13 protein-coding genes are annotated in these 16,502 nt (G+C 73.0%); 12 read left to right on the forward strand and 1 reads right to left on the reverse strand.

The window, feature by feature from the left end:
* Positions 1-71: 71 nt before the first annotated feature.
* Positions 72-2,228, forward strand: coding sequence for a primosomal protein N' (locus tag ACGF8A_RS01505; protein ID WP_393103016.1), 2,157 nt, complete (start codon positions 72-74; stop codon positions 2,226-2,228).
* Positions 2,229-2,754: 526 nt separating this feature from the next.
* Here the strand turns inward: ACGF8A_RS01505 and ACGF8A_RS01510 are convergent.
* Positions 2,755-3,297, reverse strand: a complete 543-nt coding sequence (locus ACGF8A_RS01510; protein ID WP_393103018.1) for a hypothetical protein — start codon at positions 3,295-3,297, stop codon at positions 2,755-2,757.
* 286 nt (positions 3,298-3,583) lie between these two features.
* On the opposite strand from ACGF8A_RS01510, the gene fmt reads away from it, so the two are divergent.
* From fmt to ACGF8A_RS01565, 11 genes are all read left to right on the forward strand, one after another.
* The gene (gene fmt / locus ACGF8A_RS01515; protein ID WP_393103020.1) at positions 3,584-4,516 is read left to right on the forward strand and encodes a methionyl-tRNA formyltransferase; all 933 of its coding nucleotides are present in this window, start codon (positions 3,584-3,586) and stop codon (positions 4,514-4,516) included.
* 69 nt (positions 4,517-4,585) lie between these two features.
* Positions 4,586-6,004 (forward strand): RsmB/NOP family class I SAM-dependent RNA methyltransferase, encoded by a 1,419-nt coding sequence (locus tag ACGF8A_RS01520; protein WP_393103022.1) that lies wholly within the window; start codon positions 4,586-4,588, stop codon positions 6,002-6,004.
* An 88-nt stretch (positions 6,005-6,092) separates the two neighbouring features.
* Positions 6,093-6,779: a ribulose-phosphate 3-epimerase gene (gene rpe, locus ACGF8A_RS01525; RefSeq protein ID WP_393103024.1), complete on the forward strand. Its 687-nt coding sequence runs from the start codon at positions 6,093-6,095 to the stop codon at positions 6,777-6,779.
* 89 nt (positions 6,780-6,868) lie between these two features.
* Positions 6,869-7,912: a sugar-binding transcriptional regulator gene (locus ACGF8A_RS01530; protein ID WP_393103026.1), complete on the forward strand. Its 1,044-nt coding sequence runs from the start codon at positions 6,869-6,871 to the stop codon at positions 7,910-7,912.
* A 169-nt stretch (positions 7,913-8,081) separates the two neighbouring features.
* Positions 8,082-8,366: a barstar family protein gene (locus ACGF8A_RS01535; protein ID WP_393103175.1), complete on the forward strand. Its 285-nt coding sequence runs from the start codon at positions 8,082-8,084 to the stop codon at positions 8,364-8,366.
* Positions 8,367-8,425: 59 nt separating this feature from the next.
* Entirely contained in the window at positions 8,426-9,880 is a 1,455-nt protein-coding gene (locus ACGF8A_RS01540) for a GuaB1 family IMP dehydrogenase-related protein (protein ID WP_393103028.1), read from the forward strand.
* A gap of 492 nt (positions 9,881-10,372) precedes the next feature.
* On the forward strand, positions 10,373-11,842 hold the full coding sequence (locus tag ACGF8A_RS01545; RefSeq protein ID WP_393103030.1) for an amino acid permease: 1,470 nt from the start codon (positions 10,373-10,375) through the stop codon (positions 11,840-11,842).
* A gap of 10 nt (positions 11,843-11,852) precedes the next feature.
* Complete coding sequence (locus tag ACGF8A_RS01550; RefSeq protein ID WP_393103032.1) at positions 11,853-12,305, forward strand: Lrp/AsnC family transcriptional regulator; 453 nt, start codon at positions 11,853-11,855, stop codon at positions 12,303-12,305.
* Positions 12,306-12,384: 79 nt separating this feature from the next.
* Positions 12,385-13,527: an MFS transporter gene (locus ACGF8A_RS01555; protein WP_393103177.1), complete on the forward strand. Its 1,143-nt coding sequence runs from the start codon at positions 12,385-12,387 to the stop codon at positions 13,525-13,527.
* Positions 13,528-13,959: 432 nt separating this feature from the next.
* Positions 13,960-14,748, forward strand: a complete 789-nt coding sequence (locus ACGF8A_RS01560) for a carbon-nitrogen hydrolase family protein (RefSeq protein ID WP_393103034.1) — start codon at positions 13,960-13,962, stop codon at positions 14,746-14,748.
* A 53-nt stretch (positions 14,749-14,801) separates the two neighbouring features.
* Positions 14,802-16,499 (forward strand): flavin monoamine oxidase family protein, encoded by a 1,698-nt coding sequence (locus ACGF8A_RS01565; protein WP_393103036.1) that lies wholly within the window; start codon positions 14,802-14,804, stop codon positions 16,497-16,499.
* The last annotated feature ends 3 nt before the right edge of the window (positions 16,500-16,502 follow it).

A 16,502-nucleotide genomic window follows, 5' to 3' on the forward strand; every position in this document is an offset into this window, starting at 1 on the left:
GGCCTCGCGTGCTGCGTGAGCGGCCCTCGGGCCGGTGCCGGTTGTCAGTGGTGTTTGGTAAGAATGCAAGCGTGAGCAGCGAGAACGACCGGGGGGACGGCGGCGCGGAGGGCGCGACGCCGGAGCAGCTCGCGTTCATCCGGGAGAGCGTGCGCAAGGCCGGGACTCCCCGGGCCAAGCCCCGTACCTGGCGCGGCGCCGCGCTGGCCGAGCAGCTGCCCGTCGCGCGGGTGCTCGTGGACAAGGGCGTGCTCCACCTCGACCGCTACTTCGACTACGCCGTGCCGGAGGAGCTCGACGCCGACGCACAGCCCGGCGTGCGGGTGCGGGTGCGGTTCGGGGCCGGCCGGCATCGCGTCCGGGAAGGGCGCCGCGAGGGCGGAGGCCTGATCGACGGGTTCCTCGTCGAGCGGCTGGCCGAGTCGGACTACTCGGGGCCGCTGGCGGCGCTGGCGCAGGTGGTGTCGCCGGAGCCGGTGCTGAACGAGGAGCTGCTGGGACTTGCCCGGTCCGTCGCCGACAGGTACGCCGGGAGCCTCGCCGATGTGCTCCAGCTCGCCGTGCCGCCGCGCAGCGCCCGGGCCGAGCAGCGGCCGTCGCCCGCACCGCTGCCGCCGCCCGCGCCACCGGACGCGGGGTCCTGGGCACGCTACGAGAACGGGGTGGCGTTCCTGGACGCGCTGGCCTCCGGCGGCGCTCCACGGGCCGTGTGGAACGCCCTGCCCGGCCCCGGATGGAGCGCCGAACTGGCCCGCGCCGTCGCGGCGACACTGGCCTCGGGGCGCGGTGCACTGGTTGTCGTACCGGATGGACGGACGGCCTCCCGGGTCGACGCGGAGTTGACGGCTCTCCTGGGTGAGGGGCGGCATGCGCTGTTGACGGCCGACGCGGGTCCGCAGAAGCGGTACCGGGAGTGGCTCGCCGTGCGGCGCGGGTCGGTACGGGCCGTGGTGGGGACGCGCGCCGCGATGTTCGCGCCGGTGCAGGATCTCGGGCTGGTCGCCGTCTGGGACGACGGGGACGACAGCCACAGCGAGCAGCACGCGCCGCAGCCGCATGCGAGGGACGTGCTGCTGCTACGCGCCGCCCAGGACAAGTGCGCGTTCGTGCTGGGCGGTTGGAGCTGCACCGTGGAGGCCGCGCAGCTCGTGGAGAGCGGCTGGGCGCGACCGCTGGTCGCCGTGCGGGAGCAGGTCCGGGCCGCCGCTCCGCTGGTGCGGACCGTGGGGGACCAGGATCTGGCGCGGGACGAGGCGGCGCGGGCCGCCCGGCTGCCGACCCTCGCCTGGCAGGTGGTCCGGGACGGGCTGCGGCACGGCCCCGTGCTGGTCCAGGTGCCGCGGCGCGGGTACGTGCCGAGGATGGCCTGCGCGCAGTGCCGGGCGCCCGCGCGGTGCCGGCACTGCGCCGGGCCACTGGAGGCGCGCGACGCGGGGGCGCTGCGCTGCGGCTGGTGCGCGCGCGAGGAGGACTCGTGGCACTGCCCGCAGTGCGGGGCGTTCCGGCTGCGGGCGCAGGTCGTGGGCGCACGGCGGACCGCCGAGGAGCTGGGGCGGGCGTTCCCCGCCGTGCCGGTGCGGACCTCCGGGCGGGAGCACGTGCTGGACACGGTGCCGGGGGCACCCGCGCTGGTGGTGAGCACGCCGGGGGCCGAGCCCGTCGCCGAGGGCGGTTACGCGGCGGCGCTGCTGCTCGACGGCTGGGCGATGCTCGGGCGGCCCGATCTGCGGGCCGGTGAGGACGCGCTGCGGCGCTGGATCGCGGCCTCGGCGCTGGTCCGGCCGCAGGGTGACGGCGGCACCGTGGTCGTCGTCGCGGAACCGACGCTGCGGCCCGTGCAGGCGCTGGTGCGGTGGGATCCCGTGGGGCATGCGGTACGGGAGCTGGCCGAGCGGGCCGAGCTCGGGTTTCCGCCGGTGTCACGGATGGCGGCCGTGTCGGGGCCGCCCTCCGCGGTCGCCGAGTTCCTGGAGATGGTCGAACTGCCGCCGGAGGCAGAGGTGTTGGGTCCCGTGCCGCTGCCCGTCACACCGCCCGCGGCAGCGGGACGCTCACGGCGGGCCGGGGCGCCGCCCGCCGGGGAGCACTGGGTGCGGGCGCTGGTCCGGGTGCCGCCGGGGCGGGGCGCCGCACTGGCGGCCGCGCTGAAGGCCGCGCAGGCGGCCCGGACGGCCCGGGGGAGCGGGGCGGCGGTGTGGCTGCGGATCGATCCGCCCGACATCGGTTGAGGGGCCTGTGCGCCCCGGTGGACATCGGCTCAGGGGCTGCGCGTTCGGGCCGGCATCGGCCGCGGGGGCTGTGCTTGACGGGCCCATGGGTGAGGCGTGGAACACGGGCGAACCGGCGTGCGCGCAGGCGCCGGAGCGGTTGCGCGGTGAGTCTCCAAAGGACTCCGGCAGAGCCGGGCAGATCTCGCCGGACCTTGGTAGATCCCGCGGACCTTGGTAGATCCTGCGGACCTTGGTAGATCCCGCGGACCTTGGTAGATCCTGCGGACCTTGGTAGATCCCGCGGACCTTGGTAGATCCTGCGGACCTTGGCAGATCCCGCGGACCTTGGCAGATCCTGCGGACCTTGGCAGATCTCGCTGAACCCCGGCAGATCCCGGTCGTGTTGGCCGGAGGCCTGGGACGGCGCCAGCGCCCGCCACTGTGCTCCCACGCACCGGAGACGAGCTTCGAGCCCCGAACACGGCTGCCCTCCCGGGCGCGCTCGGCGTCGCCGGGAGGACGGGTCCGGCAGCCGTGGGGTGGGTCAGCCGTTGCGGGGGCCGGGGAAGGCGGTCGGCCTGACCTCGTCGCGCAGCGCCGGGCTGCCGGCGGTCGGCTGGGTCGGCATGGAGCGCGCCGCGGGGACCGTCGGCACCGTGGGGAGGCCGGCGCCCACGTTGACCGCGCGGGTCGCGGCCCCTTCCGTGCTCCGTTCGGCCTCGGCGGCCGCCTGTGCGGTGGCGCGGCGTGAGCCGTAGCGGCGGTGCACCGCCTGCTTGGTGACGCCGAGGGCGGAGCCCACCGCGTCCCAGGAGAAGCCGAGCGAGCGGTCGAAGTCGACCGCGGCCGTGACCAGGGTCTCGACGCTGTCGCGCAGCTCCTGGGCGAGACGGACCGTCGGGGCGGGAGCGCGTCCGTAGACGACGAAGCCCGTGGAGGGACCGGAGCGGCGCGGGCGGTAGACGTTGCCCAGCTGCGCGGTGAGTGTGCGCAGTGCGTCCACCTGCCGGCGGACCCGCTCGATGTCCCGCACCAGCAAGTGCAGGCTGGCCCGAGCCTGGGCGTCGTGGGTTGCGTGGTCGGCCATGAACAAGCCTCTCGAACCGGCGTTGAGGAGAAAGGATCGGGCCGCTGGGGCGGCCCGTTGGTCAACTCTTTCTTGACCAACGCGTTCGGGGGCCGGGGGTCACGGTGTGGGGGCGCGGGGGCATATGCGTGCGCCGTTGCGCGGGGCGGTGGCGCTGTGGGGTCCCGCCCACCCGTTTCACCGACCCGGTGGTCCCGGGGGACGAGGCCGAGCGGGCAGTCGCCGGACCGCGCAATAGACTTGTGCGTTGCCCTGCCCAACCCAGCCGAGAGGCCCGTGTCCGCACATGAAGCTCGTCTTCGCCGGTACCCCCGAGGTCGCTGTTCCCGCTCTGGACGCCCTGCTCGAATCCGGGCGGCACGAGGTGGTCGCCGTCGTCACGCGGCCGGACGCGCCGGCCGGGCGGGGGCGTAGGCTGGTCGCGTCGCCCGTGGCGGAGCGGGCGGAGGAGGCCGGCATCGAGGTGCTGAAGCCGGCCAGGCCCCGCGAGCCGGAGTTCCTGGAGCGGCTGCGCGAGATCGGCCCCGACTGCTGCCCCGTCGTGGCATACGGCGCGCTGCTGCCCCGGGCCGCCCTCGACATCCCCGCCCACGGCTGGGTCAACCTGCACTTCTCGCTGCTGCCCGCCTGGCGCGGCGCCGCTCCCGTGCAGCACTCCATCATGTCCGGCGACGAGATCACCGGCGCCTCCACCTTCCTCATCGAGGAGGGCCTCGACTCGGGGCCCGTCTACGGCACCGTGACCGAGACGATCCGTCCCTCCGACACCAGCGGCGACCTGCTGACCCGGCTCGCCTTCGCCGGCGCCGGGCTGCTCGCCGCGACCATGGACGGCATCGCGGACGGCTCCCTGAAGGCCGTACCGCAGCCCGCGGACGGGGTGACCGTCGCACCGAAGATCACCGTCGAGGATGCCCGGGTCGACTGGGCGACGCCCGCCCTGCGCGTCGACCGGGTGGTGCGCGGCTGCACCCCGGCGCCCGGCGCCTGGACCACCTTCCGCGGGGAGCGGCTCAAGCTCGTGCAGGTCGCGCCGGTGCCCGACCGGACGGACCTCGTCCCCGGTCAGCTGTCCGTGGGCAAGAACAACGTGTACGCGGGCACCGGCTCGCACGCCGTCGAACTGCTGTGGGTGCAGGCCCAGGGCAAGAAGCCGATGCGGGCCGCCGACTGGGCGCGCGGCGTGCGGATCGCGGACGGGGAGACGCTCGGGGGCTGAGCCGCTGCCCAGGACCGTCCGGCGTACGCTGGGTGCACACGGCACCACAGAAATCCGGAGCACCTTTACGTGAGCGACACCTCCCGTCGGCCCCGCAAACCCGGCAAGCCCTATCGTCGGCCCCAGAAGGACCCCGTACGCATCCTCGCCTTCGAGGCGCTGCGGGCCGTCGACGAGCGGGACGCGTACGCCAACCTCGTACTGCCGCCGCTGCTGCGGAAGGCGCGCGAGGGCGGGGAGTTCGACGGGCGGGACGCGGCGCTGGCGACCGAGCTGGTGTACGGGACGCTGCGGCGGCAGGGGACGTACGACGCCGTGATCGCGGAGTGTGTCGACCGCCCGCTCCGGGAGGTCGATCCGCCCGTCCTCGACGTGCTGAGCCTCGGTGCGCACCAGTTGCTCGGGACGCGGATCCCCTCGCACGCCGCCGTCTCCGCCACCGTGGAGCTGGCCCGGGTCGTGCTCGGCGACGGGCGGGCCAAGTTCGTGAACGCCGTGCTGCGCAAGGTGGCGCAGCACGACCTCGACGGCTGGCTGGAGCGGGTCGCGCCGCCCTACGACGAGGACCCCGAGGACCATCTCGCCGTCGTGCACTCGCATCCGCGCTGGGTGGTCTCCGCGCTGTGGGACTCGCTCGGCGGTGGCCGGGCCGGCATCGAGGAACTGCTGGCGGCCGACAACGAGCGGCCCGAGGTGACGCTGGTCGCGCGGCCGGGACGGGCCACGGCCGACGAGTTGCTGCGCGAGGACGCCGCGGTGCCCGGACGCTGGTCGCCGTTTGCCGTGCGGCTCACCGAGGGCGGGGAGCCCGGGTCGATCGAGGCCGTGCGGGACGGCCGGGCCGGCGTGCAGGACGAGGGGAGTCAGCTGGTCGCGCTGGCGCTCGCGAACGCCCCGCTCGACGGGCCGGACGAGAAGTGGCTCGACGGATGTGCCGGGCCCGGCGGCAAGGCGGCGCTGCTCGCGGCCCTCGCCGCCGAGCGGGGCGCCGCGCTGCTCGCCTCGGAGAAGCAGCCGCACCGGGCGGGGCTGGTGGCCAAGGCACTCGCCGGCAACCCCGGCCCGTACCAGGTGATCGCCGCCGACGGGACCCGGCCGCCGTGGCGGGCCGGCTCGTTCGACCGGGTGCTGATGGACGTGCCGTGCACCGGTCTCGGCGCGCTGCGCCGGCGGCCGGAGGCCCGGTGGCGGCGCCGGCCCGAGGACCTCGACGGGTTCGCCCCGTTGCAGCGGGGGCTGCTGAGGACGGCGCTGGAGTCCGTGCGGGTCGGCGGTGTCGTCGGATACGCCACCTGCTCACCGCATCTGGCGGAGACGCGGGCCGTGGTCGCGGACGTGCTGAAGCAGTTCCCGCAGACGGAGCCGGTCGACGCCCGTCCGCTGCTGCCGGGCGTACCGGACCTCGGGGACGGACCGGACGTCCAGCTCTGGCCGCACCGGCACGGGACGGACGCGATGTATCTGGCGGTCGTGCGGCGGACGGGCTGACGCCGCGGTGTCCGGGCGGAACATCCGAAGAGCGTCCGATATCCCGACCGGCGCGAACAACCGTGCAGGGACATGGCACGCTTAGGTCATGGCCGCGCAGATCAACCCCAGCATCCTGTCCGCCGACTTCGCCCGTCTCGCCGACGAGGCGCGGGCGGTCGAAGGGGCCGACTGGCTCCACGTAGACGTCATGGACAACCATTTCGTCCCGAACCTCACGCTCGGCGTGCCGGTCGTGGAGTCGCTGGCCCGGGCGACGGACACCCCGCTGGACTGCCATCTGATGATCGAGGCCCCCGACCGGTGGGCCCCGCAGTACGTGGAGGCGGGCGCCTCGTCCGTCACCTTCCACGTCGAGGCGGCCGCCGCGCCGGTACGGCTGGCCCGGGAGATCCGGGCCAAGGGCGCCCGGGCGTCCATGGCGCTGAAGCCGGCCACGCCCATCGAGCCGTACGAGGATCTGCTGCCCGAGCTCGACATGCTGCTGATCATGACGGTCGAGCCGGGATTCGGCGGGCAGGCGTTTCTCGACATCATGCTGCCGAAGATCCGCCGCACCCGTGAACTGATCGCAAAGCACGGTCTGGAGCTGTGGCTCCAGGTCGACGGCGGGGTCTCGGACGCGACCATCGAGCGCTGCGCGGAAGCGGGCGCCGATGTGTTCGTGGCCGGATCCGCCGTGTACGGGGCCGACGACCCGGCCGCCGCGGTGCGTGCCCTGCGCGCCAAGGCGGAGGCGGCGACGAAGCACGCGGCATGGGCGTGCGACCACTGAGCCACGGTTACGTGAACGGCGCCCGTCGGGCGCCGAGCAGGGCTGATCGAGCGCGCCGTATCTGCAAGGATGAACGGCGAATCCAGAGTGTGAACAGCAGTGAGGAGATCGCCGTGTCGGGTATGTCGGCGGGCCGGTCAGCCATGCGGATGGGACCCGCAGAGCTGGTGCAGGCGGCGGCCATGGCCCGCCGCTTCTACCTCGAGGGCAAGTCCAAGATCCAGATCGCGGAGGAGTTCGGCGTCAGCCGCTTCAAGGTGGCCCGGGTCCTGGAGACCGCCCTCGAACGGGATCTCGTACGTATCGAGATCCGTGTGCCCGCCGAGCTGGACGCCGAGCGCTCGGACGCGCTGCGCGCCCGCTACGGCCTCAGGCACGCCGTCGTGGTCGAGTCCCCCGCCGAGGCCGAGGAGACCCCCGACCCCGAGAACCTGGGCGAGGTGGCCGCGGACCTGCTCGGAGAGCTGGTCAACGAGGGCGATGTGCTCGGGCTGGCCTGGGGCCGGTCCACCATCCACATGGCCGCCGCCCTCGGCAAGCTGCCGCCCTGCACGGTCGTGCAGCTGACGGGCGTGTACGACGCGGGGACCGCCGAGCGCGGCTCCGTCGAGGCGGTCCGCCGGGCCGCCCAGGTCTCCGGCGGCGACGCCCACCCCATCTACGCGCCGATGCTCCTGCCGGACGCCGCCACCGCGGCCGCGCTGCGTCATCAGACCGGGATCGCCCGGGCCTTCGAGTACTTCGACAAGGTCACGGTCGCCTGCGTCTCCATCGGGTCCTGGGAGCCCGGCATCTCCACGGTGCACGACATGCTCAGTGACGAGGAGCGCTCCCACTACGCCTCCCTCGGCGTCGCCGCCGAGATGTCTGCGCACCTGTTCGACACCGACGGCCGCCGGGTCGGACGGGACCTCGGCGAGCGGTGCATCACCGTCAAGGCCGACCAGCTCCGCCGTATCCCCGAGGTCGTCGCGATCGCGGGCGGCCAGCGCAAGGCGGCCGCCATCGACGCGGTACTGCGGTCGGGGCTCGTCACCAGCCTGGTCACGGACACCTCCGCGGCCGACTGGCTGATGACCGCCGGGCCGACGCCGCGGCCGGCGCTGAACCGGGCCGATCCGGACGGCCCCTGACGGAACGCCGGACGGGAAGGAGCGGCGGTGCGCCGCCGCCGTGGCTCGTCCCGTCGGCGGCGACGATGGGTGCTGAGACGACGGATCACGTGGTCACCCTCGACCTCGGCGGCGCCACGGACAGGGCGGCCCTGATGGACCGCTGCGCCCGGGCGCACCAGCTGCCCGACTGGTTCGGCCGCGGGACGCGCTCGCCGGCAGCCTCTCCGACCAGGGCGTCCGGTCCGGCGACGCCGCCGGGAAGGGGCTGCTGGTCGTCGTGCGGCGCTGGCGGCCTTACGCCGGCGCGCGGCCGGCGGAGAGGGAGACCGCCCAGCAGGTGTTCGCCCAGGCCGCGGACGCCGCACCGGGCCTGACCGTGGCCCCCTCGCCCTTGGAGGATCCTCCTGAAGACCCCCTGACCTGCCTGGACGAAGTCACCAGGCATCGCGTTCCGGCCGACATGGGACAATGAAGTACGTGCTCTTCTCCCCTGGCTGACCTGTCCGGGGGCCACCTCTGATCGACTGGGATGTGCAGCACGTGCGTTTCCTCAACGACATCCAGCCCTCGTACGACCTGACGTACGACGACGTGTTCATGGTGCCGAGCCGCAGCGCGGTCGGCTCCCGTCAGGGCGTGGACCTCAGCTCCCCGGACGGCACGGGCACCACGATTCCGCTCGTCGTCGCCAACATGACCGCCATCGCCGGCCGCCGCATGGCCGAGACCATGGCCCGGCGCGGCGGACTCGTGGTCATCCCGCAGGACATCCCGATCGACGTCGTCACCGACGTCGTCTCCTGGGTGAAGAGCCGCCACCTGGTCCTCGACACCCCGATCGTGCTGGCCCCGCACCAGACCGTCGCCGACGCGCTCGCCCTGCTGCCCAAGCGGGCGCACAACGCCGGTGTCGTGGTCGACGAGAACCACCGTCCCGTCGGGGTCGTCACCGACCGGGACCTCTCCGGCGTCGACCGCTTCACCCAGCTCGAAGTGGTCATGTCCAAGGACGAGTTGCTGCTGCTCGACGCCGGCATCGACCCGCGCGAGGCGTTCAACACCCTCGACCACCACAACCGGCGATACGCCCCCGCCGTCGACGCCGACGGCAAGCTCGCCGGCATCCTCACCCGCAACGGCGCGCTGCGCGCGACGCTGTACACCCCGGCCGTCGACGCGAACGGCAAGCTGCGCATCGCCGCCGCCGTCGGTATCAACGGCGATGTCGCGGGCAAGGCCAAGCAGCTGCTCGACGCGGGCGTGGACACGCTCGTCATCGACACCGCCCACGGTCACCAGGAGTCGATGATCAGCGCCGTCAAGGTGGTGCGCGGTCTCGACCCGCAGGTGCCGGTCGTGGCGGGCAACATCGTCTCGGCCGAGGGCGTGCGCGACCTGATCGAGGCGGGCGCCGACATCGTCAAGGTCGGTGTCGGCCCGGGCGCCATGTGCACCACGCGGATGATGACCGGCGTGGGCCGGCCGCAGTTCTCGGCCGTGCTGGAGTGCGCCGCCGAGGCGAAGAAGTACGGCAAGCACGTGTGGGCGGACGGCGGTGTCCGCCACCCGCGCGACGTCGCGATGGCGCTGGCGGCCGGCGCGTCCAACGTGATGATCGGCTCCTGGTTCGCGGGCACCTACGAGTCCCCGGGCGACCTCCACCAGGACGCGAGCGGCCGCCTCTACAAGGAGTCCTTCGGCATGGCGTCCGCGCGTGCCGTGGCCAACCGCACCTCCGAGGAGTCGGCGTACGACCGCGCCCGCAAGGGCCTGTTCGAGGAGGGCATCTCCACCTCCCGTATGTTCCTCGACCCGGTCCGCCCGGGTGTCGAGGACCTGATCGACTCGATCATCGCGGGCGTCCGCTCCTCCTGCACCTACGCGGGCGCCGCCTCCCTGGAGGAGTTCGCCGAGAAGGCCGTCGTCGGTATCCAGAGCGCCGCCGGATACGCCGAGGGCAAGCCGCTGCACGCCAGCTGGAGCTGACCCGACTTCCTTCCGTACGGCCCCCGTTGTCCTGCCCGCCAGGATGATCGGGGCCGTCGGCGTGTCCGGGTGCCTCCCGTCGGACCCACGGGGATCACCGTCGGGGACGCCGACATGCGCCGGACCGGCTGCGCGGCGCCCGACGCCACGGCCCGCCCACAGATCGCAGGGCCGGCTGTCCGGCCGGAAGGGCGTTGCGCGCCTGGCATCGGCACGGCGCCGGCCGCGCCGCCGAGGACAGGCCCGGGGACCCTTGGATGGCCCTCGTGCAACGGTTCGCAGCCGCTGTGCAACGAACGCCCATCCCACCCCGAGGAACGCAATGATCTTGCGAGCATACGCAAGGTTGCTGCATTACACCGGCAACGCACCTGCTCATAGGCTGTCGCCTCGTACGTGGCGTGGCGGGGACCCCGCTCGGAGGGTCCCCTGTCAAAAGGGGATGCCGCCGGTCCCCGTCGGCCTGACCGGCAGCAACAAAGGAGCCAGCGCGTGCTCGACCAAGGCGCACCCCCGCAGCACAGCAGCCAGACCGACCCCACGTCCCCAGGGGCCGGCGCGCGCCTGCTGCGCCGCAAGCCCGTGGAACGCCTGGTCGCGGAGGGCGGCCAGGGTGAGGGGGGTTCGCTGCGGCGCTCCCTCGGGCTGTGGCAGCTCACCATGATCAGCATCGGTGCCACCCTCGGCACCGGCATCTTCGTGGTGCTCGGCGACGCCGTTCCCGAGGCCGGACCGGCCGTCACCCTGGCGTTCGTGATCGCGGGTCTGACCGCCCTGTTCTCGGCCCTGTCGTACGCCGAGCTGGCGGGCAGCATCCCGGTCGCGGGTTCCTCGTACTCGTACGCATACGCAACGATGGGTGAACTCGTCGCCTGGGTCTGCGGCTGGTGCCTGGTCCTGGAGTACGGCGTGTCGGTGGCCGCCGTCGCGGTCGGCTGGGGCGAGTACCTCAACGAGCTGCTCGACGGGACCATCGGTGTCACCATCCCTACGGCGCTGTCCTCCGCGCCGGGCGAGGGCGGGATCATCAACCTGCCCGCGCTGATCGTCGTCCTGCTGGCGATGGTGTTCCTGCTCGGCGGCGTGCGCGAGTCCGCCCGCGCCAACACGATCATGGTCGTGGTGAAGATCGCCGCTCTGGTGCTCTTCTGCGCCGTCGGCTTCATGGGCTTCAAGTCCGGCAACTACGCCGACTTCATGCCGCTCGGCATGGCGGGCGTCAGCGCCGCCGGCGCCACGCTGTTCTTCTCCTACATCGGTTTCGACGCCGCCTCCACCGCCGGTGAGGAGGCCAAGAACCCCAAGAAGGACCTGCCCCGCGCGATCATGCTCTCGCTGATCATCGTCACCGCGCTGTACGTGCTCGTCGCAGCCGTCGCCGTCGGCGCCTGGAACTGGACCAAGTTCGAGGGCTCCGACGCCTCCCTCGCCGCGATCATGAACGACGTCAGCGGCCAGAGCTTCTGGGGCACCCTGCTCGCCCTCGGCGCCGTCATCTCCATTGCCAGCGTCGTCCTCACCGTGCTCTACGGCCAGACCCGCATCCTCTTCGCGATGTCCCGCGACGGCCTGGTGCCCAAGGCGCTCGGCAAGGTCCACCCGAAGACCGGCGCGCCCCGCCTCAACACGGTCGTCGTCTCCCTGTTCTGCGGTGTGCTCGCCGCCATGATCCCGCTCGGCAAGCTCGTCGACGCCACCAGCATCGGCACCCTGTTCGCCTTCGCGCTGGTCAACGTCGCGGTGATCGTGCTGCGCCACAAGCGGCCGGAGCTGGAGCGCACCTTCAAGGTGCCGTTCGGGCCGGTGCTGCCCGTCCTGGGCTTCGTCTTCTGCGCGTACAACATGTTCAGCCTCGACACCGTGACCTGGGTGGTCTTCGGGTGCTGGATGGCCGCCGGTCTCGTGTTCTACTTCCTGTACGGCTACCGCCGTTCCCGTCTCGCCGTACCCGAAGTGAAGTGAACCACCCGCAGTGCTGAACGATCTCGACGAACGCATCGTGCACGCCCTCGCCGAGGATGCCCGCCGCTCCTACGCGGACATCGGGCAGCTCGTCGGTCTGTCCGCGCCCGCCGTCAAGCGGCGCGTGGACAGGCTGCGCGCCAACGGCGCCATCACCGGCTTCACCGTCCGGGTGGACCCGTCGGCGCTCGGCTGGGAGACGGAGGGGTTCGTCGAGATCTACTGCCGCCGCAACACCTCGCCGGAGATCATCCAGCGGGGCCTCGAGCGCTATCAGGAGGTCGTGGCCGCGTCCACCGTCACCGGCGACGCGGACGCGGTCGCGCAGGTCTTCGCCTCCGACATGCGGCACTTCGAGCGGGTCCTGGAGCGGATCGCGGGGGAGCCTTTCGTGGAGCGGACCAGGTCCGTGCTCGTGCTCTCGCCGCTGCTGCGGCGCTTTTCCTCGGGATCGCCCACCTGATTCCGCCCAGGGGTCTAGCATCGGCCGCATGACGTGGCGACATTGACCTTCACCGGCCCCTGAGCCCGGCGTCCGGCGACTGACCCGGACGCTGTACGGCTATGCCTTCCTGGACGACTTCGTCCTGCTGTACCCCGTCTACGCCCTGCTCTTCGGCGACAACGGACTGTCCCTCGGGCAGATCTCCTCCCTCTTCGCCCTGTGGTCGGTCACCGGCGTGCTCCTGGAGGTGCCCTCCGGTGCCTGGGCCGACGCCGTCTCCCGCCGGCTGCTGCTGTTGCTCGGCCCGCTGCTGACCGCCGCCGGCTTCGCCCTGTGGGTGCTCATCCCGTCGTACGGGGCGTTCGCACTCGGCTTCGTCCTCTGGGGCGCCGGCGGGGCCCTCGGCTCCGGCGCGCTGGAGGCGCTGGTGTACGAGGAACTGGACCGGCACGGCGCCGCCGGCACCTATGCCCGCGTCACCGGCCGGGCGCGTGCCGTCGGCCTGGTGGCCGTGATGGCGGCCATGGGGCTCGCCGGGCCCGTGCTCGCGCTGGGCGGCTATCCGCTGGTCGGGGCGGCGAGCGTGCTGACCTGTCTGCTGACGGCGGCCGTGGCGACCCGTTTTCCGGAGCACCGGGCCGCGGCGGCCGGGAGCGACGGCTGGTTCGCCGCCCTGCGGGCCGCCGGCCGCCCCGAACGGCCGGTCACCGCCGCCCTGCTGCTCGTCACGGCCGTCGGCTCGGTGTGGGGCGCCCTCGACGAGTACACTCCGCTGCTGGTCCGGGACACCGGCGTACCGGACTGGGCCGTCCCCTACCTGCTCCTGCTGGTCTGGACGGGAGCCACCGCGGGCAGCCTGCTCGCCGGTCCGGCCGAGCGTCTCGGGACGGCCGGCTTCGCCGGCCTGCTCGCCGGTTCCGCGCTGGCCCTCGCCGCGGGCGCCCTCGCCCGGTCGCCGGCCGGTCTGGTCCTGGTGGCTCTCGCGTTCGGAGGCTTCCAGCTGGCGAACGTGCTGGCCGACGCCCGGCTCCAGCGGCAAATCGACGACGGCGCGCGGGCCACCGTCACCTCGATCGCGGGGCTGGGCACCGAGCTGGCCACGGTCGCGGTGTTCGGCGCCTACGCGGCGGTCGGCTCGGCGACCGGGCACGGCACCGCCTTCGCCGTGTTCGCGGTGCCCTACCTGGTGACCGCGGCGGCGGTGGCGGTGGCCCGGCGCGGGCGTGCGCCGTCCTGGTGAGGCCGCTGCCGGGGCACCACCGCGAGGTCACCCGTGCCGTGACCCGCAGGTTCCTCGGGCCCACGTCCGTGGTCGACGCCCAGCTGCGGCCGAGCCGGTCCCGGCGCCCCGCGTCGTGCACGGCGACGCCGACCCGCCGCCCCTTCGCCCGGCGCAGGCCGGACGCCACGACCACGCCGCCCGCGGCGCGCCCGCGCCACGTCGGGCCCCGGGGCGGCAGCGCGTCTCCGCCACCCGGCGGGGGCCCGGCCCGGCCGGGCGCCTCCCCGAGGAGGGGTGTACGACCCCGCCGCGCAACGAATCGCCGCGCGACGGGGAACGGACGCAACAATGCGTCCGGCAGCGCGCAACGGCTCCTTCTTGTCCGGCCGCGCCCGCCGCCCGTACCGTCTACGTGGCCCCCACACCCATTCGTCCCGGTGAGGAACACGCATGCGTACCGCCCTGCTCCAGAGCTCCGGCCGGCCCGGCTCGACCGCCGGGAACCTGAAGGTCCTCGACGAGGCCGCGGGCCGTGCCGCCGCCGCCGGTGCGGGGCTGCTGGTCGCGCCGGAGATGTTCCTCACCGGCTACGCGATCGGCGAGGACATCGCGCGTCTCGCCGAGCCCGCCGACGGCGACGCCACCGACACGATCGCCGAGATCGCCTCGCGGCACGGCCTGGCCGTCGCGTACGGATACCCGGAGCGCTCCGGGGACGCGGTCTTCAACTCCGCCCAGCTGATCTCCGCCGAGGGCACGCGGCTGGCCAACTACCGCAAGACCCACCTCTTCGGCTGCTTCGAGCGCGACCACTTCACGCCGGGCGAGCAGCCCGTCGTCCAGGCCGAGCTGGACGGGCTGCGGGTCGGGCTCATGATCTGCTACGACGTGGAGTTCCCGGAGAACGTCCGCGCGCACGCCCTCGCCGGCACCGACCTGCTGCTGGTGCCGACCGCGCAGATGCACCCGTTCCAGTTCGTCGCCGAGTCGCTGGTGCCGGTGCGGGCCTTCGAGAACCAGATGTACGTGGCGTACGTCAACCGGGTGGGCCAGGAAGGCGAGTTCGAGTTCGTGGGGCTGTCCACCCTCGCGGGGCCGGACGGGTTCGCCCGCACCCGTGCCGGACGCGGTGAGGAACTGGTTCTCGCCGATGTGGACCCCGCCTTCCTCGCCGCCTCCCGCGAGGCCAACCCGTATCTGAAGGACCGCCGCCCCGGCCTCTACGGGTCCCTGGTCTGACGCCCCGCCCCCAGCCCGCTGATCTTCCGTTTCGCGCAAGGAGTCCGTACCCCATGACGTCCACGGTGCCCAACGCCGTCGAGCACGCCGACGAGCAGCAGCCGCCGATCACCATGTTCGGCCCGGACTTCCCCTACGCCTACGACGACTTCCTCGCCCACCCGGCGGGCCTCGGCCAGGTTCCGGCGACCGAGCACGGCGCCGAGGTCGCGGTCATCGGCGGTGGCCTGTCCGGCATCGTGGCCGCGTACGAGCTGATGAAGATGGGCCTCAGGCCCGTCGTCTACGAGGCCGACCGGATCGGCGGCCGGCTGCGCACGGTCGGCTTCGACGGCTGCGACCCCGCGCTGACCGCCGAGATGGGCGCGATGCGCTTCCCGCCGTCCTCCACCGCCCTCCAGTACTACATCGACCTCGTCGGTCTGCGGACGCGCCCCTTCCCCAACCCCCTGGCCGAGGGAACCCCGTCGACCGTCGTCGACCTCAAGGGCGAGTCCCACTACGCCGAGACCGTGGACGACCTGCCGCAGGTCTACCGTGACGTGGCCGAGGCGTGGAACAGGTGCCTCGAAGAGGGCGCCGACTTCTCCGACATGAACCGGGCGATGCGCGAGCGGGACGTCCCGCGCATCCGCGAGCTCTGGGCCCAGCTCGTCGAGAAGCTCGACAACCAGACGTTCTACGGCTTCCTGTGCGACTCCGAGGCCTTCAAGTCCTTCCGGCACCGGGAGATCTTCGGCCAGGTCGGCTTCGGCACCGGCGGCTGGGACACCGACTTCCCCAACTCCATCCTGGAGATCCTGCGCGTCGTCTACACCGAGGCCGACGACCACCACCGCGGGATCGTGGGCGGCTCGCAGCAGCTGCCGCTGCGGCTGTGGGAGCGCGAGCCGGAGAAGATCGTGCACTGGCCGTACGGCACCTCGCTGGCCTCGCTGCACGAGGGCGGCGAGCCCCGCCCGGCCGTGACGCGGCTGCACCGCACCGCGGGCAACAACATCACGGTGACCGACGCGAACGGCGACATCCGCACCTACCGTGCGGCGATCTTCACCGCCCAGTCCTGGATGCTGCTGTCCAAGATCCAGTGCGACGACTCGCTCTTCCCGATCGACCACTGGACCGCCATCGAGCGCACCCACTACATGGAGTCGTCCAAGCTCTTCGTGCCCGTGGACCGGCCGTTCTGGCTGGACAAGGACGAGGAGACCGGGCGTGACGTCATGTCGATGACGCTCACCGACCGGATGACCCGCGGCACCTACCTGCTGGACGACGGCCCGGACAGGCCGGCCGTGATCTGCCTGTCGTACACCTGGTGCGACGACAGCCTGAAGTGGCTGCCGCTGTCCGCGAACGAGCGGATGGAGGTCATGCTGAAGTCGCTCGGCGAGATCTACCCGAAGGTCGACATCCGGGGGCACATCATCGGCAACCCGGTGACCGTCTCCTGGGAGAACGAGCCCTACTTCATGGGCGCGTTCAAGGCCAACCTGCCCGGCCACTACCGCTACCAGCGGCGCCTGTTCACGCACTTCATGCAGGACCGGCTGCCCGAGGACAAGCGGGGCGTCTTCCTCGCCGGTGACGACATCTCCTGGACGGCGGGCTGGGCCGAGGGCGCCGTCCAGACCGCGCTGAACGCGGTCTGGGGCGTCATGCACCACTTCGGCGGGGCGACCGACGCGGCCAACCCCGGCCCCGGCGACCTCTACGACGAGATCGCGCCGGTGGAACTCCCCGAGGACTGACCG

Origin of the sequence: Streptomyces sp. NPDC047706, from assembly GCF_043204795.1 — a bacterium.
In the GTDB taxonomy this organism is placed as follows: Bacteria; Actinomycetota; Actinomycetes; order Streptomycetales; family Streptomycetaceae; genus Streptomyces.